A 25,134-nucleotide genomic window follows, 5' to 3' on the forward strand; every position below is an offset into this window, starting at 1 on the left:
ATAACTCATAACTTATAACTACAGAAATGGATTTAAAAGAAAAATTAGTATCGTCTTTTATGGCTTTTGAAGAGCGTGTCGATGTACATTCAGATTTACATGACATTCGCACAAATGCCTTAAAAAACTTCGAAAATAAAGGTTTCCCTACCAAAAAAGAAGAAGCCTGGAAATATACATCGCTAAATGCTATATTAAAAAATGACTTTACGGTATTTCCAAAAAAGGAAAATGCAATTGAATTTAGCCACGTAAAAAAATACTTTTTACACGAAATCGACACTTATAAATTAGTGTTTATTGATGGTGTTTTCAGTTCACATCTCTCTTCTACAACACACGATGGAATAGATGTTTGCTTAATGTCATCGGCATTGACCAAACCAAAATATAAAATGGTTATTGATACATATTTCAATCAAATTGCCAGTAAAGACGAAAGTTTGACTTCGTTGAATACCGCTTTTGCAAGTGAAGGAGCTTTTATCAATATCCCAAAAAGCAAGGTAGCTGATAAACCTATTGAGATCATGTATTTCTCTACAGGAAACGAAGCTGCACTAATGGTTCAGCCTAGAAACCTGATTATTGTGGGCGAAAATTCACATGTTCAAATTATCGAACGTCACCAAAGTTTGAACGAAAATCCAGTTTTGACCAATTCGGTTACGGAGATTTTTGCTCAAAAACGTGCTATTGTAGATCATTATAAGATTCAAAATGACAATAACGAAGCCAACTTAATTGATAACACTTATGTTTCGCAACAACAAGAAAGTCATGTTTATGTTCATACTTTTTCGTTTGGAGGAAACCTAACGCGTAACAATTTGAACTTTTACCACTTCGGTGAAAGATTGACAAGTACACTAAACGGAATCACGATTATTGGTGAAAAACAACACGTTGACCATTATACCCTGGTAAACCATGCAACACCAAATTGTGAAAGTTTTCAGGATTATAAAGGAATTTTCGCTGATCGTTCAACGGGGGTTTTCAACGGAAAAGTTTTGGTAGAAAAAGAAGCTCAAAAAACAAATGCTTTCCAAAAAAGCAACAATATTTTATTGAGTGATAAAGCAACTATCAATGCAAAACCACAATTGGAAATTTTTGCCGATGATGTAAAATGTTCACACGGATGTACAGTTGGACAATTAGATGAAACAGCAATGTTTTACATGCAATCCCGTGGAATTCCTAAAAAAGAAGCAAAAGCTTTATTGATGTATGCCTTTTCGAATGCTGTTATCGAAAGCATTAAAATACCGGAATTAAAACAACGTATTACTAAAATCATCGCTATGAAATTAGGTGTGAATTTAGGATTTGATTTGTAAAATTCTACTTCTTGGAAAACATAAAACCGACATGCTTTTGAAGTTTGTCGGTTTTTTTATGATACTCCATTTAATCTTTTCCTTTTCAATCAAAAAATTCATTTTATTACAATTCAAAACGTTTTCCTTGTTCAGGAAAAATAAATTTCACTCCCAAATCGTTTTGTTTTTTTAGCTGTTCCTTTATTTTTAAAATATTTTTTGTTGGCGGTTTCAAATGTGTAACTACAATTTTAAAGTTATTTAAAGATCCTTTTCCTGATAATTCTTCCAATACATGAAGTTCTTTCATCAAATAATTTGGGGTCAGATGTCCGAATAAAAATTGATCCGGCTGCTCATTTGGAAATGAAACTTCTATAAAGATTCCTTTTAATTGTTTGCTTTCTATCAATGGAGAAATTGCTGTCCATAAATCATGCAAATTATTACTTTTTTCTACAACATCTGGGCCAGTATCACCAAGATACAAGACGTAATCATCATTATTTTTAATCAAAAAAGCAGTACTCTCATATGGATTCACATGACTTAACGGAAAAGCTTTCAAAGTCATTGTAGTATTTGCAATTGGTATTTCTTCAGTAAGATTTAGGGTTTGAAAATGATATTTTTTTAACGGAAAACCAACACCCTGATCTCCAAAATTAGCCCAGGTCTGGTCATTAAAATAGTGGTTTTGCATCATCTCCATGCACTTTTCAATTGCATAAACTGTTTTTGAAGAATCGGCTGGTGAATTTATTATTAAACCTGAAACATGGTCTAAATGGGCGTGCGAAATCAAATATCCTTTAATGTATTTTCGCAATACTTCACTGGCTGGAATTTTGAATACTTTGTTTTCAATAGCTTTTTCAATTCCGGCATTAATAGTTCCGGCATCCAGACAAATAAAATCTTTTGTACCTGTTGGTCCCAACAAATAAGCCGAAAGATTTTTTTCATCAATACCTCCTTTTACACCCAAAGGGACAACCTGAAAAACTGATTTTTGTTGTTTTTGCGCCAATGTATTGATTGAAATCAAAAACAAACAAATCACAAACCTTTTTACAGTTAACATCTTTTTAGATTTTTATAACTACAAATTTCATTAATTAAGATGGATTAATTGTCCTTTATCTATGAAAATCCTATTTAATAATCTTAAATTTACTTTGGATTCCTTTAATGAAATTCATTTTGAAACAATATCTTTACATTAAAATATCACAATTTCAACTAAAAAAGTTAAAATGACAACAATAGCATCTCAGTTTGGAATAAATGAAGCTCTGGAAAAATTGGGCATTAAATTTATAAATGAAGGAACCTCAACAGGTTTAAAAAACTTTTCATCAGGAGAAATTTTAGACAGCTACTCCCCAGTTGACGGAAAATTAATTGCCTCTGTAAAAACATCAACACTTGAAGACTATGAAAAAGTGATGCAGGCAGCAACTGAGGCTTTTAAAAAATTTCGCCTGATACCAGCGCCACAACGTGGAGAAATCGTACGTCAGTTTGGAGAAAAGTTGCGTCTAAATAAAGAAGCTCTCGGAAAACTGGTTTCTTATGAAATGGGGAAATCTTTGCAGGAAGGCTACGGAGAAGTACAGGAAATGATTGACATTTGTGATTTTGCTGTTGGTTTATCACGTCAACTGCATGGGTTAACCATGCACTCAGAAAGGCCGGGTCACCGTATGTATGAGCAATATCATTCTTTAGGAGTGGTAGGAATTATTTCTGCATTTAATTTCCCTGTTGCTGTTTGGTCATGGAATACTGCTTTAGCATGGATTGCAGGAGATGTTTGTGTTTGGAAACCTTCAGAAAAAACACCTCTGTGCGGAATTGCCTGTCAAAACATAATTGCTCAGGTTATTAAAGAAAATAATTTACCGGAAGGAATTTCATGCCTGATAAACGGTGATTATACTATTGGTGAGTTAATGACTGCTGATACCCGAATCCCATTGATCTCAGCAACCGGTTCAACCCGAATGGGTAAAATAGTAGCCCAGGCTGTTGCAGGCCGTTTAGGAAAATCATTATTAGAGTTAGGAGGAAACAATGCTATTATTGTTACTCCGGATGCTGATATAAAAATGACCGTAATAGGAGCTGTTTTTGGTGCCGTGGGAACTGCCGGACAACGTTGTACATCAACCAGAAGATTGATTATTCACGAAAGTATTTATGATAAGGTAAAAGAGGCTTTGGCTACAGCTTACAAACAATTACGAATCGGAAATCCGCTTGATGAAAATAATCATGTTGGTCCGCTAATTGATATTCATGCTGTGGAAATGTATGCGAAAGCCTTGAATAATGTAGTGACAGAAGGCGGTAAAATTGTAGTGGAAGGCGGTGTATTATCCGGGGAAGGCTATGAAAGTGGCTGCTATGTGAAACCTGCTATTGCTGAAGCACAAAATTCATTTGAAATTGTACAACATGAAACCTTTGCGCCAGTTTTATATCTAATTAAATATTCTGGTGAAGTAGACAACGCAATTGAAATTCAAAATGGTGTAGCACAAGGGTTATCATCAGCCATTATGACAAATAATTTACGCGAAGCAGAAAGATTTTTATCTGTAACAGGTTCTGATTGTGGAATTGCGAATGTAAATATTGGAACTTCCGGAGCAGAAATTGGAGGTGCTTTTGGTGGAGAAAAAGAAACAGGAGGTGGAAGGGAATCCGGTTCTGATGCCTGGAAAATTTATATGAGACGCCAGACCAATACAATTAATTATACTACAAGTCTGCCATTAGCCCAAGGCATAAAATTTGATTTATAAGACAATTCAATATATCCTAAATACAAAAGGCTTCCAAAATTGGAAGCCTCTTTACTTTTGATTGAATGTTAGGCAGTAAAGATTATTTTTTAATGATAATTTTAGTAGTAACACCTTTCTCGGTATAAACTTTTACCAGATAATTGCCATTGGCAAGATTACTCATGTCTGCAACATTATTATCTCCTTGTTGAGTGTGTATTAATGAACCTGTCAAATTATATACTTCAACTTTTTGAATTGTTTGGTCTGAGTCAATATTCAATTCACTTAAAACCGGGTTTGGATATAGTGTCATTTGTGCCGTCTTAACTGGCTCCTCTACTTCCATGTTTGCAGACTTGCGTGCAGTAGAGTTAAATGATGTACTTATGTAATACAGATTTGCAACAGAATCTTTTGTTATCGTATTTACTCCTGCCGGAAGTGATACGGTAACAATTCCTGCTGATGCAGTATAGGAAGTATTATTAACTTTTATAGCTCCTGTAAAATTAGAATCAAATACTAAAGTTAAAGTCGAAGCGCTCGCTGTTGTATACTTAATTGATGTACTTGACTCAATTTTCAAACGGGCTGTTAATGTTAAGCCTGCATATGTAACTGAACCGGCAGAAGAATTCATATTTCCTGTAATGGCGTAAAATGAACTAGTTTTTCCGGAAAGGGTAAAATTATGAATTTGATTGCCCGTTGATGTCCCTGTTGTAACCGTTATTGTTCCTGATCCAGTTGCAACTGTACCTGTTCCTGTTGTAGTAATTGAATAAGATAAAGTAGCTGTTGGTAAACCCGTGATAGTGATAGTTTTAGCGGTACTATTTTTTACAAAACTAATTCCTGAAGCAGGTAATCCCGTTACTGTAGCATCTGTTGCAGATCCTCCCCAAGTGAAAACTATCGAACTAATTGCAGTACCGCTTGTTACTGTTTGGTTATTATTAGTTGTTGAAGTAAGAGTTTGAGGACTTAATGGTGTAACTGTTATTGTTCCAGACCCTGTCGCTGCTGTTCCAGTTCCGACAGTAGCAATGGAATAAGATAAAGTAGCTGTTGGAGTTCCGCTGATGGTAATTGTTTTAGCCGTAGAATTTTTTACAAAAGTAATTCCAGATGCCGGCAGTCCCGTTACTGTAGCATCTGTTGCATTCCCTCCCCAAGTGAAAACTATCGAGCTAATTGCAGTACCAGCGACAATTGTTTGATTATTGTTAGTAGTAGATATAAGTGTTTGATTGCTTACAGGTGGATTTGTTTCACCTTGTACAGAAACTAATGTGGTATTATAATTGGTAAGAGCAGATTTTAATGCTGTAATCACCAGAGATGACTTATCGTCAACTGCATTATTAAAAGTCCATTGTAAATCGCCTCCCGAAACACGTCCCGCATATTGTGTCACTTTTGCTTTTGCAGCAGCTGGCTGATCTATTACTAAATTTTTAACGTATAATGCCGCATTGGTATCAAAATTATTATACATATTTCCACCTGACTTAGATTTAACATTGCTACTAACAGTTTCTCCTCTTGTAGTGGCTACATACGCATCAAAATCGGTTGTTGAACTAATTTTTCCTGAAATATTATATAAGGGATTAGTATCTCCATAAGCCACAAAACGCATAGAATTTGTACCGTTTGAAGCTTCAAAAGTATTATTAAAAGCTTTAATTGAGCCTCCGGCTTCACCAGAAAAAGTGCCCATTGTACCTGCATTATTTACCTGATTCGTTTCATCCCAGATGTCTGTTCCCTGTAATGATGTTACCATTGGATTTTTACTGTTTCGGTAATAATTTCCTTCAATAAATAAAGAAGATCCTAAAGTAGAACCTGATCCATATTTTGAAACACCATCAAAATAGTTATTATAAATGTGAGCCGAATAATAACGAACACGTGGATGTCGAGAGTCAGAATGATCAAACCAGTTATGATGATAGGTAATATATAAACCCGTTGTTGTTCCTTCACTTAAGCCTAAAAGGCTTGCTTTTCCGCTATCCCAAAAGTGATTATACGAAAAAGTCACATATGTAGATCCTTTATTATCCATTGCACCATCGCCTTTTATCTGATCAGCATCACTACCGACATTGCCATAGAATAAATCACAATTATGAACCCACACGTGATCATTTTTATCTTGCAGTCCAACATTATCACCAGCAGTGCTGTTACAATTCATTAATCCGAGATTATTTATTTCAATATTAGATGCGGATTTAAGACGTATGCCCATTCCGTTTACAACTGCATCCGTACCAACACCTTCTAATGTTATATAACTGGAAGCATTATTAGAATTTTCAATAACAATATCACCTCCCTCCATCACAGTCATATCCGTAATATTTCCAATCAAACGAATAATAAACGGGCGTGTATCCTTTCCTTTTTTGATACCATATAAAATATTTTGTAAACCTACACAAGGATTTGCGCTGGCACCTGTAATATTCATCGAAATTGTATTCTTTGTGTTTTGTGTAATGTAAAGAATTACAGCATTGTCTTTGGGAGTTCCATCGGCTTTATATCCCCCAGGTACACGACCGCCATCGAATGCAAAACCGTTCCGATCCTGAGCTAAAACGGTTAAAGTATTTGTTACTGATCCAGTTCCTTCAGTCCCGGAAATTACCGGCTTTATTTTAACTGTGTAAGTTCCTGCCTTTAATCCCGGAATATCAGCACGATAGTAAGAACCATAACTACGAATTAATTGTGTGTCGATTTTTTGATCTGTATAACCGTTTCCGGTATAATACACATTATAGGTTTGAGCATTGCTAAGAGGCTGCCATTTTACAAATGCAGATTCCAGCCAGCCGGCAGCTTCATTAATTTGGATTTGCTGTGACCATGTTTGCATAGAAACAAACAAAATAGCCCAATAAAGTAGGTTTTTTTTCATTGTGTGGTTTGGTTAATTAATAGTTATTTAAAGTGGTTTTTGTTTTTACGAACACAAATATAAAAATGTAATCGATTACTCAAAAATATATAAAATTTTGATATTCATAATATTTTTAGAATAAAAAAACATATTATATAAAAATTTATAATTTAAATGGGTAAAATGTAACAAATTGCATTTTGTGTAATAAATTACATACATTCAAATAAATTCTTATTTTCCGCTACTTAACGTAAATTTATATGAAATCATTTCTTAAATCTTTTATACATTTTCCCTCTTTTTTAGTCTTATAAAATTTATTTTAAAGAAAATGCATTTATAAGAAAATAGATACTAAATATTTTAAACTAGTATGAATCACTGTCAAATAATTAATTTTTGTTTTATTTTGATCTGAACACAATATATACTTGGCCATTTAAAAAAACTATCTGTTTGTCAATTTCTATAAGTCCTTTTAGCATATATTAAAGTTTTGAATACTCCCCGACAATCCAAAAAAGCATTAAAAAAGGCCTCCATTTGGAGACCTTTTTTAAAATTAAGTATAAACTAAACCATTTTGGACTGAAAATCCATAGATTCGATTGGCAGACTGAAACCCTGAAAGGTAATAACACTATATTATTAGAAGCTAAAGAAAGGCACTAAAATACATAGTTTTAACTATCTTCTGAGACCAATAAATACTTAAGCATCTACTTTTTGATGATTTTTTTAGTAGTTGTACCCTGATCAGTAGTTACTCTTACCAGATAATTACCCGTAGCCAAATCACTTACATCTATAGATTCAACTTCATTTGAAATGTTTTTTACTACACTTCCTGATAAATTGTAAATCGTAACACTTTTAACTTTTTGATTGTCAGATGATATATACAATTGTTCTGAAACTGGATTTGGATATACCGTTAAGTTTGAAACTTCGATATTTTCTCCTAATCCTAATGTTGGGTATACTGTTTTAATGTAATATAAACTTGTTGTGCCACTTTCTCTTCCAAGCGTATGATTACCTGCCGCAAGAGTCATTGTAATTATTCCAGAAGATGCTGTTTTGGCTACGCCATCAATTTTAATCTTTGCAGCTGCTTCAACAAACACTAAAGTTAAAGTACTTTCTTGCGTTGTTGTATAATTCACAACTCCAGCACTAGACTCGATTTTTAAACTCTGAGTCAACGTCAAACCATCATAATTAACAGTTCCTTTAGACGTTGAAAGGTTCCCTGTAATAGTATAGAATGAATTCGTTAAACCAGATGTGGTGAAATTATGAATTTGATCACCAATAGGAGCTACAGGATCATCACTAATAGCCACACTTCCCGTTACAGTTACCGGAGTACCAGAAGTACCAATTGTTGTAACTGAAAAAGAAACATCAGCCGTTGGAGTACCAGTCACAGTAAGGGTTTTATTAGTAGGATTTTTTACAAAATCAATACCTGAATCCGGCAATCCATCTACAACAACATCAGTAACATCACCTCCCCAGGTGTAAACTATTGAGGAAATGGCCGCACCTGTTGATACAGTTTGATCATTGTTTGAAGTCGAAGTTAAAGTTTGGGTGTTTACAACCGGGGCAACCTCTCCCTGTATTACAACTAATTTTGTCGTATAAGATGTAAGCGCAGTCATTAAAGCCGTATTCACGTTAGACGAAGTGTCATCTGTCGCATTATTAAAAGTATATTTAAAATCACCTCCTTCAATACGTCCAGAATACAGCATTACATTAACTTTAGCATCATCCGGACTATCCGGCGTATAAGTGTACATAATTGCTGGATTAATATCAAAATTGTTATAAGTATTTGCTCCTAATTTTGATGTAATACTATTACTTATGGCCTCATTTCTAGTCGCAACTTCAATGGCATCAAATTCAATTGGATTAGTAGCAGTATTATAAGGAACATAACGCGTTTGACCTGACATTATATTATTAAAGGCTTTTATTGTTCCCCCTGCTTCACCTGAAAAAGTTCCTTTTGTGTCATAAAAAATATCTGTTCCCTGCTTAGAAGTAAGCATAGGATATTTACAATTACGGAAAAAATTTGCTTCCATAAATAATGACGAGCCTAAAGTCGATCCTGCTCCATATTTAGAATTTCCATCGTAATAATTATTGTATATATGTGCTGAATAATAACGTACACGAGGATGACGGGAATCAGAATGATCATACCAATTATGATGATACGTTATATACAACCCGGTAGTAGTTCCTTCACTCAAACCTAAAAGATTACATTTTCCAGAATCCCAAAAGTGGTTATATGAAAACGTAATATAAGTGGATTTTTTGGCATCCAGTGCCCCATCCCCTTTTGCCTGGTCTGCATCTCCCCCGGCAGCGCCATAAAACAAGTCACAATTATGCACCCAGATATAATCATTGTCTTGTTGTAAACCAATATTATCACCTTCACCAGCATCCGTTAACATAAATCCTAAATTACGAATTTCTATATTTGTTGCAGACTTAATACGAATACCCCATCCATTTACAACAGCATCATTCCCTATACCCTCCATAGTAATTGAACTTAAGGGATTTTTTTTATTCTCAATAACAACGTCCCCATTATACAAAGTTGCCGGATCTGTAATATTTCCTATTAAACGGATTGCAAGAGGTCGATTATCAAGCCCTTTTTTAAACCCGTCAAGAATATTCTGCAGTCCCACATAATTAGTTTTTGTGGTACCGTTAGCATTTGTTACTACACTAAGTTCAATTATATCTTTTGTATTCTGTGTAATATATAAAACTACAGCATCGTTTTTTAAAGTTCCATTTAAGTTATATGCACCCGGTACACGACCATTTGAAAAAGCAAATCCGGAACGATCATGAGCAGAAACTATTATAGAAGATGTTGTAGTTCCAGTACCTTCAACAGTTGCCGTTACAGGTTTTACTGTAAGGGTATAAGATCCCGAAGCAAGACCTGGCACATCTGCACGAAAATAGGAACCATAGCTGCGAATAAGCGGTTCGTCAATTTTTTTATTAGTTTCTCCCCCACCCGTATAATAAACATTATAACTATCGGCTCCGGCAACAGGCGACCATTCTACAAATGCAGATTCAAGCCATCCTGATGATTTCGTAATGGTAACTGATTGTGCCCATACTTGCACAGACAGGAACAGTAAAATGATGTAAAGTAATTTTTTTTTCATAATTGTGGTTTAAAGTAAATGAGTTTAGTTTAATGCTTATCAATTCATCTACATAAATGTAATCGATTACACGAAAGTAAATATTTTTTTTTAATCACAAAAAAATTTAGAAAAAAAATACACATAGTAAAAAAAAATACCACTTTATATTACAATATAATAACTATAACGTTATAGCTGCAAAGTGGGTTAACTCCAGTAAATATTTACTTTTAACATAACAAACAGATCTTAAAATCAAAATTCCGTCTTAGATAATTAAAAAAAATAAACAACAGAATATTCTTATTTTAAAAAAAGAATATTTATAGAAATCCGACAAACTCTGAACTAAAGGTTTAAAATTTAAAGTTTAAATCTGAACAAAATTAATTCGTAAACAAAAAAAAGCGTCAATTTGAAAAGTTCAAATTGACGCTTTATGGCTTAATTACCATCAAAAATTTTATAAATTAAAGGAAGCTCCTAAACTAAAAGTAACCTGATTATTCAAATGGTCAAAAATATCATTATCATTACTATATTTTGCAATTGGAAATCCAAGTTCCGTAAAAACGCCAAATCCTTCAGTAAAGAAATAACGCCCTCCTAAGTGTCCTCCAAAGTTTTTCAATCCTAAACTTAATCCAGGATAAATATCTAATTTTTCATCAATGTTAAAAACAGTTCCTAAATTGGCATTGATTCTAAATTTTGCATCAAAACGATCTTTAAAATCCGGTTTTTCGTTTGTATATTCTCTTTCATTATAAAAACCTGAAAATTCATTTACCCCTAATAGATAATTAGCAACAAATCCGTAAGAGAAGTTTTCTGCCAAACCAAAATCAATAGAACCCTGAATTCCGGAACCTCCATCTTGCAAGTTGGCACCAATATTAATTTTCGTGTCTCCTTTTCCTTTAAAAGCTTCCTGCGCTTGTGTAATTCCAAATACCGTTAAAAGCAATAATGTAAAAATTTTTCTCATAAAACTTAAATTTAATTTTTTAAGTGCAAAAATAGAGTTTTATGAATTAATTCCTACCTCTTTCATTAAAATACAATTCGTTTAATGGATCACTTTGCCAAAATTCCTTGGTTTCAACATTCATTATAGTTAAAGGCCCTCTAAATGCAGCTCCGGTATCAATATTCCAAACACATGCTTTTTGTACAGGAACCGTTTTCGAAATCCGGGTAACAGGAGTGTGTCCAATAAAAATTTCTTTATATAACGTAAATCTTTTTGGATAAAACAAATCATCTTCTTTCATATTGGGATCTAAAGAAAGTGCTGTTTCCCACAAAGTCCTGTCCCAATAAAAAGATTTCGTAAAATATTCATAACCAACACCATTGAGATTAGTAAAACCTGCATGTACAAATAATCGGTTTTCTGAATCAATATAATAATCCTTAAGTGACTCTAAAAATTTTATATGGATTTGTTTTTGCTCATCGTTGAGTTTCTCATAAGCTAAAACTGTAGCTTCGCCCCCATGTTGATACCAAAGTTCATTATTTTTTGCATTTTTAAGCCACTCTACTAACAACTCATCGTGATTGCCCCTGATACAAACACAATTTTGTCTGCTTTGAAGATCGATCAAATAATCAATTACTTGTGGCGACTGACTCCAGCCATCAACATAATCGCCCAGGAAGATTAAGGTATCTTTTTCAGTAACTTCGGCTTTTTTCATTACTTGTTCAAGTGCGAGCAAACCACCATGAATATCGCCTATAACAAATTTTCTCATTTTAAATTGTTTGATCTGGAATTGTAAAAATATAGAAAAGGATTTGCTTTAAAATACTTAATCGTAAATCTTAAATAAATATATATTTTAAAAAATTTATTTATTAAAAAAAGAAATCATATTTTAAATTTAATGAATAAATCCCAAAGGTATTTAAAAGTATTTTTTTGACCTTTGGGATTTATTCTATTTTATTTCTAATAAAGTATTTTAAAATCAATAGACTAAACGCCTAACTTTTTGGCAATTTCTGTCGGAATTCCACCTTTATTTACCATTAAGGCAGTTGTTTTATATTTCACGAAGTTTTTAGTCACAAACAAAAATCCTTTATAATCATTTGTTTCTCCCCAAGAGTTTTTTACAATGTAATATTCTTTTCCTGACTGATCTTTCGCCAAACCAACAATATGCATTCCGTGATCATCTGTAGTTGTGTAATTATCAAACGCTGCCTGACGCATTTCCGGAGTAATTTCTGGTTCCGGTTTTGGTCCGTTAAACATGTCTGCTTTTTCTTCAGCTGTCATATCATCGTATTTTTTAGCAGGAACATAAGCAACACCATTTTTCCAGCTAAAACTTTTTTCACTTACGTCTGTAGCCCATGCAACTGTATATCCTTTCTTCAAAGCATTATCAATAATATCTGTCATATCGTTTACTTTTACATTGTAAATCTGATCAAATGACCAGTTGTCCGGTACAGCCATCATTGTTTTTTGGTAATATGGTGCTGTTGTAAACGATGACATTTCGATATAATCATCAGGATTAATTCCAACTATTTCTTTAGCAAAAGTTTGAGGTGTATAATTTTTTCCTTTGTAGGTAAAGCTTTCCGGCACTTTTCCTAAATAAGAATCAATAACCGCTGCATATGCTTTTTGCCAGTTTGGAGTCAATTCCCCATTTGGATTTTTAACTACTGCAGATAAAACACCTTCAATAAGTGCTGCCATTTCTCCAAATTTATTTTTATCAGTTCCGTAATTTAAACCTGTGTAAACTTCTCTCGGTACAGTTCCGTATTTTTTATACATATTAATTACGTCATGCAGGGCACCACCATCACCCAAAGTAACCGCACCATGCATCCGTACATAATTAATTCCTTTTTCTACATAAACGTTTCTTGCCGAATAAATCTGAGATAACTCTACCGGCTGTTTCCCTAAACGAATCATTTCTGACTCTAAAAAGGAGTTTGAAGCATAGCTCCAGCATGTTCCTGAAGAACCTTGCGTTTTTACAGAAGTGGTTCCTAAGTTAATCTGCTCCGTGAATTTAAAGTTCTCTTTGCTTTTATCACTTGCATTCAGCTTTAACGAATTCACTAAAATGTCTTGTGCAAAGCAGCTTGTTGAACCAATAAAAAACACTGATGCCACAAACACTGATTTAATTGAAAATCTATTCATAATGTTTATTTAATAATTTGATAAATTAGTAGGTACAATTAAAATTTTGTTACAAAACAATCAAATAATAAACAAATTGTTAGTAACAAATAAGTTAAATTTTTGCATGAATTACATAAATAACTAAAAATGAACACTTTAAATACTCAAATATCCCAATAAAAAAAGACGTTTTATACAGAAAAGCCACCAAAAACTTGGTGGCTTTACTTTCAGCTTTTAATAAAATATTATTCTATTTCAGAAACTCTCATGGCATTTACCATTCCTTTCTCCTTAATTGGCATAGCAGCAAGGTTAATTAAATAATCTCCTTTAACTACAAAACCTTTTTCTTTTGCAATATTATTTACATCTGTAACCGTATCATCAGTGCTTTCATCCTTATCATAAAAATATGATTTAACACCCCATAATAAATTCAGCTGTGTTAAGATTCTCTTATTTGATGTAAACACTAAAATATGAGCAGATGGTCTCCATGCTGAAATTTGAAAAGCAGTATATCCACTATTTGTTAGTGTACAAATTGCTTTTGCATGAATTGTATTAGCCATTACAGCTGCTTGTTGACAAATTGTTTTAGTAATAAAACGTTTTGTTTTAATTTGTGGTGTATTTTGAGGTACATGAATTAGTGGAGAGTCTTCAACAGCCTCACAAATCTGAGTCATTCTTTGAATAACCTGTACTGGGTAATTACCCGCAGCAGTTTCTCCGGATAACATTACTGCATCGGCTCCATCCATAACTGAATTGGCTACGTCATTTACTTCTGCACGTGTTGGAGTTAAGCTGGTAATCATTGTTTCCATCATTTGTGTTGCAACAATTACTGGAATCCTGGCCGTTTTAGCTCTGCGGATCAAATCTTTCTGTACCAACGGTACTTCATGTGCAGGAAGTTCAACCCCTAAATCTCCACGAGCTACCATCAAACCATCACAATTAGCAATAATTTTGTCTATATTCACAAGTGCTTCCGGCATTTCAATTTTTGCAACAATCGGAATTTTATATTCAGAATGCTTATCGATTAATTCTTTAAGATCTTGCAAATCGCGAGGTGTTTTTACGAACGAAAGTGCAATCCAGTCTACCTTTTGTCCAATAGCAAAAATAGCATCGGCTATATCTTTTTCTGTTAAAGCAGGCAACGAAATTTTCGTGTTTGGTAAATTAACTCCTTTTTTAGATTTTAATTCCCCTCCCTGAATTACTTTAGCAACAACTTCTGTTTTTTTATCTGTAGAAATAATTTCAAAAATCAATTTACCATCATCTAGCAAAATACGCTCTCCCGGATTAACATCATTTGGAAAGTTTTGGTATTTCATGAACACTTTCTTAGCTGTACCTAAAATATCTTCTGCAGTTGTAAAAGTAATGATATCACCATCATTAACTGTGGTTCCTTCTTCCATTACACCAACCCTGAGTTTTGGACCTTGTAAATCTCCAAGAATTGCTGTTGTGTAGCCAAATTCAGCATTTAAACCCCTAATAATATCGATTTTTTCTTTTACCCCTTCATAATCAGCATGCGAGAAATTGATTCTGAACACATTAACCCCTGCATCAATCATATCTTTGATAATCTCTCTGGTACCACATGCAGGCCCAAGTGTAGCTACAATTTTGGTTTTTTTGTTTGTTGACATTTTTATTAAAAAATTAAATTGTTTTTTGATTTTAGTTTATTGGTATCGACAGCATACACTGCTGCGATACTTTCTATTGCGTTTAATTTTTGTTGAATTTCTGAAAAATCAATTGCCTCTTCGCTATTGTCAATTTTCAGGAAAAAATCTACTTTTTTAAATTCAGGAAGTAAATGAATTGTTGTTGAAACCTCACTTGTTTCATTGGAAAACAAATCCTGGAAATCATTTGTACTCACTGAAATGATTTCGTTTTTATTCTGAATCAAATTCCACGATAATGCCTTATCAGTATCATAATAATAGAACCTTGAAAAATTTGCCTCTCCTTCCTTAGTTTGAGCATGGATCTCGTTTTTGCTCTTACTTAAGTTTACAGGAAGAATTTTATTGATAAAATAGGCCAGTCGATAATCTTCTAAAGAAGTATGGATTGCCATTAAATAGTAATCAATTTCGTCAAATTCGTCTAAATCCAATCTATGAATAGCCATATCATGAAAAATCAAGGTGTAAATATACTATTTCTATTGAACCATCAATAGTACTAATGAACATGTTTTTGTTAATTTATAAACGAAAACGATATAGTTTTAAGAAAGTTAGGGTAAATATACCGTTATTTCTTATCTATTTTTTCCTGAAATGCAAAATAGGCACGTTGTGACGCTTTTTCCTCAGCCTTCTTTTTAGAAGTTGCCCTCGCTCTTGCGATTACCTTGTCATCTATACTTAATTTAACACCAAATAATCTTTGGCCGTCAATTCCGTTATCTTCAAAAATATCATAATGAAAGATTCTCTTTTCTTTCTGACACCATTCAATAACCAAACTTTTATAACTAATTACTTTACCTTCCAGTCGGGCAATATCTACATAAGGTATAATAACTCTTTTTTGAATAAATTTTTCGCAAAAGGGATATCCGCGATCTAAATAAATCGCCCCTATCAGTGATTCAAAAATATTTCCATGAATATTTTCACCAAAATGCTGTACCGGGACTTTACTTTCAACAAACCGAACCAGGTTTAAATCTTTCCCCAATTCATTCAAATGTTCCCTGCTCACAATTTTAGATCGCATTTTAGTCAAATACCCTTCATCTCCATTAGGCACTTTGCTAAATAAATGTGCTGCAATTACCGCGCTTAACATGGCATCACCTAAAAACTCTAACCGCTCATAATTTATTGGCATCCCTCCTTCATCCAGTTTATTAGACGAACGATGCGTAAAAGCTTTCTTATAATACTGAATTGAAATTGGCCGGAAACCAAGTATTTTCTGAATAGTGTCAAAAAAAATCCCGTCTTCTTGTGAACGGGATTTTGAAAGTATTTTTTTGAAAATATTCATACGCAAAATTAATCTACGATTTTTTTAAACAATACACATGCATTATGTCCGCCAAAACCGAAAGTATTGCTCATGGCAACATTTACTTCTCTTTTTTGAGGCTTGTTTAAAGTAAGATTTAATGACGGATCGATATTTTCATCAACAACTGTATGATTGATTGTTGGAGGAACAATACTGTGCTGCATGGCCAAAATAGAAGCAATCGCTTCAATCGCACCGGCAGCTCCAAGTAAATGCCCGGTCATTGATTTTGTTGAATTAATATTGATTGTTTTAGCATGATCACCAAATACAGCGCTGATCGCTTTTAATTCAGCTACATCTCCTAAAGGTGTAGAAGTTCCGTGAGTGTTGATATGATCAACATCTTCAGGGTTCATTCCGGCATCTCTTAATGTATTTTTCATTACTGCAATAACCCCAATTCCTTCCGGATGTGGTGCCGTTAAGTGGTAGGCATCAGATGACATTCCGCCTCCGCCAACTTCACAGTAGATTTTTGCGCCTCTGGCTTTTGCATGTTCGTACTCTTCAAGAACCAAAGCTCCTGATCCTTCACCTAAAACAAAACCATCTCTGGTTGCATCAAAAGGCCTTGAAGCCGTTTCCGGGCTTTCGTTTCTCGTAGACAAAGCATGCATAGAGCTAAAACCTCCCATACCAGCAATGGTAACGGCAGCTTCTGAACCACCTGAAATAATAACATCACACATCCCTAAACGAATGTAGTTAAAAGCGTCAATTAAGGCATTGGCAGAAGAAGCACATGCTGAAACTGTAGTATAATTTGGCCCCATATACCCATTACGCATCGAAATGTGTGCTGGTGCAATATCGGCAATCATTTTAGGAATAAAGAAAGGATTGAATTTTGGAGTCCCGTCTCCTTTAGCGTAGTACATTACTTCATCCTGAAAAGTCTCTAACCCTCCTATTCCGGCTCCCCAGATAACACCTACTCTTTGTTTGTCGATATTATCGTCTGTGAGTCCTGCATCTTTTATAGCCTCATCACTCGCAGCAATTGCATACTGAGCAAATTTATCTAATCTGCGGGATTCCTTGCGATCCATATAATCTTCAATATTGAAGTTTTTTACTTCGCAGGCAAATTTCGTTTTATGTTTTTCTGTATCGTAATACGTTATTGGGGCAGCACCGCTAACTCCATTAATAAGCGCATTCCAATACTCCTGGATATTATTACCAATAGGAGTAAGTGCGCCTAATCCTGTTACAACAACTCGCTTTAATGCCATAAATATGTATTTTATCTTTAACAAATAAAACCCACGCTTTCTTAACTGTATTGTTTACTTAAGAGCCATGGGCATTACAATATAAATATATTTTTTTGATTGAAATTCAATCGAAATTTAAATTTAAAAAAAATAATAACACCCGACCTATATAATATAAAATCGGGTGTGTATTTATTATTTTTTAGCTTCCTCGATGTAAGAAATAGCTTGACCAACAGTAGCAATGTTTTCTGCTTGATCGTCTGGAATTTGAATATCAAATTCTTTTTCGAATTCCATAATAAGCTCAACAGTGTCTAATGAGTCAGCTCCTAAATCATTAGTGAAGCTTGCTTCTGTTACAACTTCGTTTTCGTCAACACCTAATTTGTCTACGATAATCGCTTTTACTCTTGATGCAATGTCTGACATAATCTTTAATTTTAGAATTTAATTTGTTGGCAAAAATAAAAAACTTTATTTTAAAACAACTATTTAGTTAATAAATGTGTTACTAATTTATAAAATTAATTTCAAGAAAGGTCTTTTAATACTATTTATTTTGGTTTTTTATTCCGTTTTTTGCATTCTCAAAATAAACCCTCTTATGAAAAAAATTATTGTTTTTGCCTCAGGTTCAGGAACTAATGCAGAAAACATTATACAATATTTTACTAATAAAAAAATTGCAAAGGTCGTTTCGGTCTTCACTAACAATCCTTCTGCTAAAGTCATTGACAGAGCAAAAAAACATCAGGTTCCGACTGAAATTTTCTCAAAAGAAGAACTTTTAGACAGAAAAGTATTAAAAAAAATACAGAAAATCGACCCGGATTTGATTGTCCTGGCTGGTTTTTTATTGAAGTTCCCGGAGAATATAATTGAGCAATATCCACATAAAATAATCAATATTCATCCCGCTTTATTACCTAATTATGGTGGAAAAGGAATGTACGGCATTCACATACACAGGGCAATAGTAAATAACAAGGAGAAAGAAACCGGAATTTCGATTCACTATGTTAATGAGCATTATGATGAAGGTGGTATCATTTTTCAGAAAATTGTAGCGCTTACAGATGATGACACTCCAGAAACAGTTGCAGAAAAGATTCATGAATTAGAGCAACGGTATTTCCCGGAAATTATTTCCCGATTATTAGAAGAATAGAACATTAAATTGTCAGACTTCATAACTGTTAGATCATGATCTAACAGTTATGAAGTCTAAAAAAAGTCTAAAATCCGATAATCAAAGAAGTCTAAAATGGAACACGAAGTACACATATATACTGATGGCGCTGCAAAAGGAAACCCCGGAAACGGTGGTTATGGGGTGGTTATGGAATTGGTTGGAACACCACATAAAAAAGAATTCTACGAAGGTTTTCGCCTTACGACAAATAACAGGATGGAGCTTTTAGCTGTAATTGTAGGTCTCGAAAAACTAAAAAATCTAAACATGAAGGTTTTAGTAATTTCAGATTCTAAATATGTAGTAGATTCCGTTTTAAAAAAATGGGTTTTTGGTTGGGAGAAAAAAGGTTATGCCGGCAAAAAAAATCCGGATTTATGGAAGCGTTTTTTAATTATTTACCGCAAACATCAGGTCGAATTTAAATGGATTAAAGGTCACAACAATCATCCACAAAATGAACGTTGCGATGAATTAGCCGTTATGGCATCTATGCAGAAAAATCTTTCTGTAGATGTTTACTACGAAACTATTGGATCTAAATCATAAAAATAACGCATCAAAAACAATCGTTCCTGACGCGTTATTCCTGCTACTTAAAACCATTTATTCTTTATCTAAATCTTTAGCTCTGTTAAATCCGACAAGTAAACCAACTCCGGACATCGTAATGATTGTTGCCGGATAAACAACATCTGAATTCATTTGTGTGTAAGTTGAGAGAAATAAAGCAATAAAAAAACCAAGTCCAATTCCAATTAAAAGAAAGGCTGTATTCAAAATAAAGATTTTCCAAGCAGGAACACCATTATTTCTTCCTTTTAAAAAGATACTGGCATCGACACCTTTTTCTATCAGTGCTAAACGTTCCCTGTTTCTTGTTGTGTAAATAAGATAAAAAATCCCAAAGATCATTAAGAAAAGACTAATTGGTATTAAAATTTGTGGTCCCATAATTTTTATGTTTTATAATTGATTGATACTCCATAGGACGAGACAAGCTTTATTTAGGTTACAAGTAAATACAAAAATTTTAAAATTTTAAATTGAAAACTCAAAAAACACTGACTATCAATTACTTTTGATTTTATTTTGTCAAAACTCAACACCAAATTCACTTTTTAAATGAAAGCTGGAGTTGTGAATTTATTCTTTTTTCTATTTTTTCTTGTAACCTAAATAAGAGAACTGTCGTCCTATATAATATGAGTGCTTTAAAAGATCAACACTATATCGATAAAATTCTACAAGGTGAGACAAATGCTTTTGCCGTGTTGGTCGATCGTTATAAGGACATGATTTACACTCTGTCACTCAAAATGGTTAAAAACAGAGAAGAAGCAGAAGAATCGGCACAGGATACTTTTATTAAAGCATACAACTCTCTAAGTAAGTTTAAAGGCGACTCAAAATTTTCGACCTGGATTTATAAGATAGCCTATAATACTTGTTTAGATCGTTTGAAGAAAAATAAAAAAGAAGAAAACAATATTTCTATAGATGAATTTTCGGCACATTTAATTAAAACGATGGATAATGCTTTAAGTGCCTTAGAAGAAAAAGAACGAAAGCAAACGATTCAGAATTGTTTGAATTTATTACCGAGTGAAGAAAATTTCTTACTAACTTTATTTTATTTTGAAGATCAGAGTTTAGAGGAAATTGGAAAGATTATGAACATCAATGCTAATAATGTTAAGGTAAAATTATTTAGGAGCCGACAAAAATTATCCGTAATTTTAAAAAAGCAATTAGAACCAGAAATAGTAGGGTATTATGAAATCGGTAAGATTCCAAAAAAACAAAATGGAGGATACCGATAACATATTCCGTTAAAAACAAATATTATCTTCGTATGAAAGAGGCAGATAAAAATATAGAAAATCTTATTAATAAAATGATGGTTGAAAATGCTTTGCAATCACCATCAATTGACTTTACTTCAAAAATAATGTCTCATGTTTTAGAAACAGAAAAAAGTAAAAATAAAATTTACAAACCTTTGATTTCAAAATCAACCTGGATTTTTATTGGCATTTGTTTAATTGCCCTGACTGCTTATTCTTTTTATTCAAACAATGAGATTTCTAATTTTGAAATCATAAAATTATATTCAGAGAAAGCTTCTACTCTGTTTTCAGGGATTCATTTTTCTAAAAATATTTTGTACTCGATTTTAATAGTCCCTTTTATGATTTTGATTCAGGTTGGATTATTGAAGAATTATTTTGATAAGAAGTATGAGATTTAGATCTATTTAAATGAATCTTCTCTTTTTCGAATATAATCTTTTCCGATATAACAATCTGAACTTACATCATATCTGTTTAAATATAAAAAATATTTTACTGTTGAATAATTGTCAGAATTTAAACTTGATTTATTGAGTTCAAGTTCACCTTTTCTAATTGATGCTTTGGAATATTTTTTCAAGAATTTATTAAAGCTTAAGTTTGAATATTCTTTTTCTATTTTGGAATTTAATTTAAAAGTATCAAAATATCTCTTGTTTTTAAATACGTTTTTATCCATAACAAAATCTTTATTTAAAATAGCATTTAAAAAATCTTCAAATGATTTATATTTCATAAAATAATACTCTTTAAAAAAGAAGAATAATTCATGATTATTTGTTTGACAGATTTCATCATTATTTGTTAAAACAAACAAATTTAGCGAAAGGTAATAAGATGGTAAGCCGTCATCAGTAACATATAACTTTTCAATCATTTCTTTAGAAAAATTAGGCTCTTTGTTCTCGCAAGAATTAAAAAAATAAAACAATATTAATAAGGTTATAACTCTTTTCATGAATGAAATTTTATATTTAAACAAATCTAACTAAAAATATTCTTCATTTTTCTCAAAAATAAAACTTGCAATTTAAATCCGAAAATCATATTTTAAGCACTCAAAAGAATTCATTATAATTGATTCATTTACAATAGTTTTAGCATCGCAAACGTTATTGTTTTTTTATGAAAATTTTGAGAACCCAAACCATTGCAATATTGTAACTTATAAAGTATCTTTGCACCCTAATTCGAAATTCATAAAATGAATAAATTATTGATTGTTGGAACGGTTGCTTTCGATGCGATTGAAACCCCTTTCGGAAAAACAGATAAAATTTTAGGTGGTGCTGCAACGTACATTGGTTTATCAGCATCCTTTTTTAACTTGCAATCGGCCATTGTTTCTGTAGTTGGAGACGATTTTCCACAAGAACATTTAGATCTATTAACTTCAAGAAATATTGATATTTCAGGTATTGAGATAGTAAAAGGCGGTAAAACCTTTTTTTGGAGTGGTTTGTACCACAACGATCTAAACTCCAGAGACACTTTAGTAACAGAATTAAATGTTTTGGCTGACTTTCAACCCAAAGTACCTCAAAACTACAAAGATGCTGATATCGTGATGTTAGGAAACTTACATCCATTAGTGCAAAGCAGTGTTTTAGATCAATTAGAGAAAAAACCGAAATTAGTTGTTTTAGACACCATGAACTTTTGGATGGATTGTGCTTTACCTGAATTACTTGATGTAATTAAACGTGTAGACGTTATTACCATCAATGACGAAGAGGCAAGACAACTGTCAGGAGAATATTCATTACTGAAAGCGGCAGCTAAAATCCAGGAAATGGGACCAAAATATGTGGTAATCAAAAAAGGAGAACACGGTGCTCTTTTATTTCATAACAGAGAAGTTTTCTTTGCACCAGCATTACCATTAGAAGATGTGTTTGATCCAACCGGAGCAGGAGATACTTTTGCTGGTGGCTTTTCAGGATTTATTACACAAAGTGAAAACATCTCATTTGGCAATATGAAAAACGCTATAATTTATGGTTCTAATCTGGCTTCTTTTTGCGTGGAGAAATTTGGAACTGAAAGGATGGAAACATTAACAAAAACCGAAGTAGCGATTCGATTACAACAATTTAAGTCGTTAACCCAGTTTGACATAGAAATATAATGCCCTAAAGCCTCGATAACACGGGGCTTTTTTATTACGTTATTACGCACAACTTACAACAACACACAAATACAAATACAAAAAACGATGAGCGACGCTTTAAAACACGAATGTGGTATAGCCTTAGTCAGACTTCTTAAACCGCTTGAATATTACAAAGAAAAATATGGAACTGCTTTTTACGGGATACAAAAAATGTACCTGATGATGGAAAAGCAACACAACCGTGGTCAGGATGGTGCCGGATTTGCCAGCATCAAATTAGATGTTGAGCCCGGACAGCGCTACATCAGCAGAGTTCGTTCGAATCATTCGCAGCCAATACAAGATGTTTTTAAACAAATCAATGACCGCATCAATGAAGAATTGACTGCAAATCCTGAAATTGCAGATGATATAGACAAAATAAAATCAGAAATTCCATATGTTGGTGAATTGTTCTTAGGTCACGTTCGTTATGGAACCTTTGGCAAAAACAGTATTGAAAGCGTACACCCATTTTTACGTCAAAGTAACTGGATGCACCGTAATTTAATTCTGGCAGGCAACTTTAACATGACAAATGTTAAAGAACTTTTTGAAAATTTAGTTGAATTGGGACAACATCCAAAAGAAATGGCGGATACCGTTACTGTAATGGAAAAAATTGGTCACTTTCTTGATAAGGAAGTGATGCAATTATATCAGGACTGCAAAATGGAAGGCTACTCAAAAAGAGAAGCTTCGCCTGTAATTGCAGAACGTTTGGATCTTGCCAAAATATTAACCCGCTCTGCTAAAAACCTAGATGGAGGTTATGCAATGGCTGGATTATTAGGTCATGGCGATGCCTTTGTTTTTAGAGATCCTGCAGGAATTCGTCCAGCCTATTATTATCAGGATGATGAAGTAGTAGTCGTGGCTTCAGAAAGACCCGTTATCCAAACTGTATTTAATGTTCCGTTTGAAAGTGTTCAGGAAATTGAACCTGGAAATGCTTTAATCATCAAGAAAAACGGTAAAGTTTCCATGAATCAGATTCTGGAACCAACTGTTAAAAAAGCCTGCTCATTTGAACGAATCTATTTTTCAAGAGGCAGCGATGCTGAAATTTATCAGGAACGTAAAAATTTAGGAAAATTAATTCTGCCTGCTGTTCTTGAATCTATTGACAGCGATACTGATAATACTGTTTTTTCTTATATACCTAATACAGCCGAAACTTCTTTTTATGGAATGATTGAGGCGGCCCAGGATTTCCTGAATCAAAGAAAAAATAATTATATTTTAGAAAACAGAAACACACTTACTGCAGAAACACTACAGGAATTGCTGGCTGTAAAAATCCGTACGGAAAAAGTAGCGATTAAGGATGCCAAACTGAGAACTTTTATTACAGAAGACAGCAGCCGTGATGATTTAGTAGCCCACGTTTATGATGTAACATACGGGGTTATCAAACCAACCGATAATCTGGTTATTATTGACGATAGTATCGTTCGTGGTACTACTCTGAAAATGAGTATTATTAAAATGATGGATCGTTTAAAACCTAAACGTATTGTCATCGTTTCTTCGGCTCCGCAAATCCGTTACCCTGATTGCTACGGGATCGATATGGCAAAACTGGAAGGCCTCGTAGCTTTTAGAGCAGCATTGGCTTTACTGAAAGAAAGAAACTTATATCATATAGTAGATGAAGTTTATCTAAAATGCAAAGCACAGGAGAATTATGTTGATAAAGATGTTGTTAATTATGTAACAGCAATTTATGATCAGTTTACTCCGGAAGAAATTTCAGCTAAAATTGCCGAAATGCTGAGTTCTCCGGAAATTAATGCGGAAGTAAAAATCATCTTCCAAAAGGTAGAAGATTTACACACAGCCTGCCCTAAAAATCTGGGTGACTGGTATTTTACAGGAAACTATCCTACACCAGGAGGAAATAGGGTTGTAAACAGAGCCTTTATGAACTTTTATGAAGGAAAAAACGCAAGGGCTTATTAAAAAATAGTTAAAAAGTGCATTTCATCGGTTTTATTTGCATTTCACCCTATATGTTTGGGAAAAATATAATGCTGGTATATCTTTGAAGAACCATAACATTAGTAGGTTAAGTTTATGGTAGATTTGGGGCAAAAAAGGCGAAAGAAATTTCGCCTTTTTTATTGGAATAAAGTCAACAATCTATTAAAAATCAGTTACTTAATCGGATTTAATTACCTTTCATCTAAAATATTTGTGTAAAAAAAGGCTTAATAATATATTCGAATTACCATAGCATTAATAG

At 33.2% G+C, this 25,134-nt stretch carries 21 protein-coding genes; 8 read left to right on the forward strand and 13 right to left on the reverse strand.

The annotated features are described in order from the left end of the window. The first annotated feature begins 26 nt into the window (after positions 1–26). On the forward strand, positions 27–1,343 hold the full coding sequence (gene sufD / locus J2W48_RS02025) for a Fe-S cluster assembly protein SufD (RefSeq protein ID WP_310277289.1): 1,317 nt from the start codon (positions 27–29) through the stop codon (positions 1,341–1,343). Between the two features lie 106 nt (positions 1,344–1,449). On the opposite strand, the gene J2W48_RS02030 is transcribed toward sufD, so the two are convergent. Beyond that, positions 1,450–2,409 carry a 3',5'-cyclic-nucleotide phosphodiesterase gene (locus tag J2W48_RS02030; protein WP_310277291.1) on the reverse strand — a complete coding sequence of 320 codons (960 nt, stop codon included), beginning with the start codon at positions 2,407–2,409 and terminating at the stop codon, positions 1,450–1,452. Between the two features lie 172 nt (positions 2,410–2,581). Between J2W48_RS02030 and amaB the strand changes: the two genes are divergently transcribed. Next, positions 2,582–4,135: an L-piperidine-6-carboxylate dehydrogenase gene (amaB, locus tag J2W48_RS02035; RefSeq protein WP_310277294.1), complete on the forward strand. Its 1,554-nt coding sequence runs from the start codon at positions 2,582–2,584 to the stop codon at positions 4,133–4,135. A gap of 82 nt (positions 4,136–4,217) precedes the next feature. Here amaB and J2W48_RS02040 read toward each other — a convergent pair whose 3' ends face one another. The 10 genes from J2W48_RS02040 to J2W48_RS02085 all read right to left on the reverse strand — a co-directional run bounded on the left by J2W48_RS02040 (position 4,218) and on the right by J2W48_RS02085 (position 18,121). Then, complete coding sequence (locus tag J2W48_RS02040) at positions 4,218–7,055, reverse strand: pectate lyase family protein (protein ID WP_310277297.1); 2,838 nt, start codon at positions 7,053–7,055, stop codon at positions 4,218–4,220. A gap of 704 nt (positions 7,056–7,759) precedes the next feature. Continuing rightward, entirely contained in the window at positions 7,760–10,261 is a 2,502-nt protein-coding gene (locus J2W48_RS02045) for a pectate lyase family protein (protein WP_310277300.1), read from the reverse strand. Positions 10,262–10,706: 445 nt separating this feature from the next. Further along, the gene (locus J2W48_RS02050) at positions 10,707–11,231 is read right to left on the reverse strand and encodes a DUF6646 family protein (protein ID WP_310277303.1); all 525 of its coding nucleotides are present in this window, start codon (positions 11,229–11,231) and stop codon (positions 10,707–10,709) included. A 46-nt stretch (positions 11,232–11,277) separates the two neighbouring features. Next, entirely contained in the window at positions 11,278–12,003 is a 726-nt protein-coding gene (locus J2W48_RS02055) for a metallophosphoesterase family protein (RefSeq protein WP_310277304.1), read from the reverse strand. A gap of 224 nt (positions 12,004–12,227) precedes the next feature. Continuing rightward, entirely contained in the window at positions 12,228–13,424 is a 1,197-nt protein-coding gene (locus J2W48_RS02060) for a C1 family peptidase (protein ID WP_310277307.1), read from the reverse strand. A gap of 230 nt (positions 13,425–13,654) precedes the next feature. Next, the gene (pyk, locus tag J2W48_RS02065; protein ID WP_310277310.1) at positions 13,655–15,085 is read right to left on the reverse strand and encodes a pyruvate kinase; all 1,431 of its coding nucleotides are present in this window, start codon (positions 15,083–15,085) and stop codon (positions 13,655–13,657) included. Between the two features lie 5 nt (positions 15,086–15,090). Continuing rightward, on the reverse strand, positions 15,091–15,579 hold the full coding sequence (locus J2W48_RS02070; RefSeq protein WP_310277314.1) for an IPExxxVDY family protein: 489 nt from the start codon (positions 15,577–15,579) through the stop codon (positions 15,091–15,093). 125 nt (positions 15,580–15,704) lie between these two features. Then, the gene (rnc, locus tag J2W48_RS02075; protein ID WP_310277317.1) at positions 15,705–16,445 is read right to left on the reverse strand and encodes a ribonuclease III; all 741 of its coding nucleotides are present in this window, start codon (positions 16,443–16,445) and stop codon (positions 15,705–15,707) included. A gap of 8 nt (positions 16,446–16,453) precedes the next feature. Next, positions 16,454–17,707 carry a beta-ketoacyl-ACP synthase II gene (gene fabF, locus J2W48_RS02080; RefSeq protein WP_310277320.1) on the reverse strand — a complete coding sequence of 418 codons (1,254 nt, stop codon included), beginning with the start codon at positions 17,705–17,707 and terminating at the stop codon, positions 16,454–16,456. A 177-nt stretch (positions 17,708–17,884) separates the two neighbouring features. Beyond that, positions 17,885–18,121, reverse strand: a complete 237-nt coding sequence (locus J2W48_RS02085; RefSeq protein WP_007137004.1) for an acyl carrier protein — start codon at positions 18,119–18,121, stop codon at positions 17,885–17,887. A 175-nt stretch (positions 18,122–18,296) separates the two neighbouring features. On the opposite strand from J2W48_RS02085, the gene purN reads away from it, so the two are divergent. Further along, entirely contained in the window at positions 18,297–18,860 is a 564-nt protein-coding gene (gene purN, locus J2W48_RS02090; protein WP_310277323.1) for a phosphoribosylglycinamide formyltransferase, read from the forward strand. A 96-nt stretch (positions 18,861–18,956) separates the two neighbouring features. Next, positions 18,957–19,433 carry a ribonuclease HI gene (gene rnhA, locus J2W48_RS02095; RefSeq protein WP_310277325.1) on the forward strand — a complete coding sequence of 159 codons (477 nt, stop codon included), beginning with the start codon at positions 18,957–18,959 and terminating at the stop codon, positions 19,431–19,433. Positions 19,434–19,490: 57 nt separating this feature from the next. On the opposite strand, the gene J2W48_RS02100 is transcribed toward rnhA, so the two are convergent. Continuing rightward, complete coding sequence (locus J2W48_RS02100; RefSeq protein WP_310277328.1) at positions 19,491–19,838, reverse strand: DUF6249 domain-containing protein; 348 nt, start codon at positions 19,836–19,838, stop codon at positions 19,491–19,493. Positions 19,839–20,089: 251 nt separating this feature from the next. Here J2W48_RS02100 and J2W48_RS02105 point away from each other — a divergent pair, with 251 nt between their 5' ends. Both J2W48_RS02105 and J2W48_RS02110 read left to right on the forward strand, forming a co-directional pair. Next, the gene (locus tag J2W48_RS02105; protein ID WP_310277332.1) at positions 20,090–20,707 is read left to right on the forward strand and encodes an RNA polymerase sigma factor; all 618 of its coding nucleotides are present in this window, start codon (positions 20,090–20,092) and stop codon (positions 20,705–20,707) included. A gap of 32 nt (positions 20,708–20,739) precedes the next feature. Further along, positions 20,740–21,135 carry a hypothetical protein gene (locus J2W48_RS02110; RefSeq protein ID WP_310277335.1) on the forward strand — a complete coding sequence of 132 codons (396 nt, stop codon included), beginning with the start codon at positions 20,740–20,742 and terminating at the stop codon, positions 21,133–21,135. A 2-nt stretch (positions 21,136–21,137) separates the two neighbouring features. Here J2W48_RS02110 and J2W48_RS02115 read toward each other — a convergent pair whose 3' ends face one another. Beyond that, on the reverse strand, positions 21,138–21,695 hold the full coding sequence (locus tag J2W48_RS02115) for a hypothetical protein (protein ID WP_310277338.1): 558 nt from the start codon (positions 21,693–21,695) through the stop codon (positions 21,138–21,140). A gap of 246 nt (positions 21,696–21,941) precedes the next feature. On the opposite strand from J2W48_RS02115, the gene J2W48_RS02120 reads away from it, so the two are divergent. Continuing rightward, positions 21,942–22,865 (forward strand): PfkB family carbohydrate kinase, encoded by a 924-nt coding sequence (locus tag J2W48_RS02120; protein ID WP_310277341.1) that lies wholly within the window; start codon positions 21,942–21,944, stop codon positions 22,863–22,865. An 87-nt stretch (positions 22,866–22,952) separates the two neighbouring features. Further along, positions 22,953–24,851 (forward strand): amidophosphoribosyltransferase, encoded by a 1,899-nt coding sequence (locus tag J2W48_RS02125; RefSeq protein ID WP_310277345.1) that lies wholly within the window; start codon positions 22,953–22,955, stop codon positions 24,849–24,851. Positions 24,852–25,134 lie beyond the last annotated feature (283 nt).

Origin of the sequence: Flavobacterium piscis (genome assembly GCF_031457575.1) — a bacterium.
Lineage (GTDB): Bacteria > Bacteroidota > Bacteroidia > Flavobacteriales > Flavobacteriaceae > Flavobacterium > Flavobacterium piscis_A.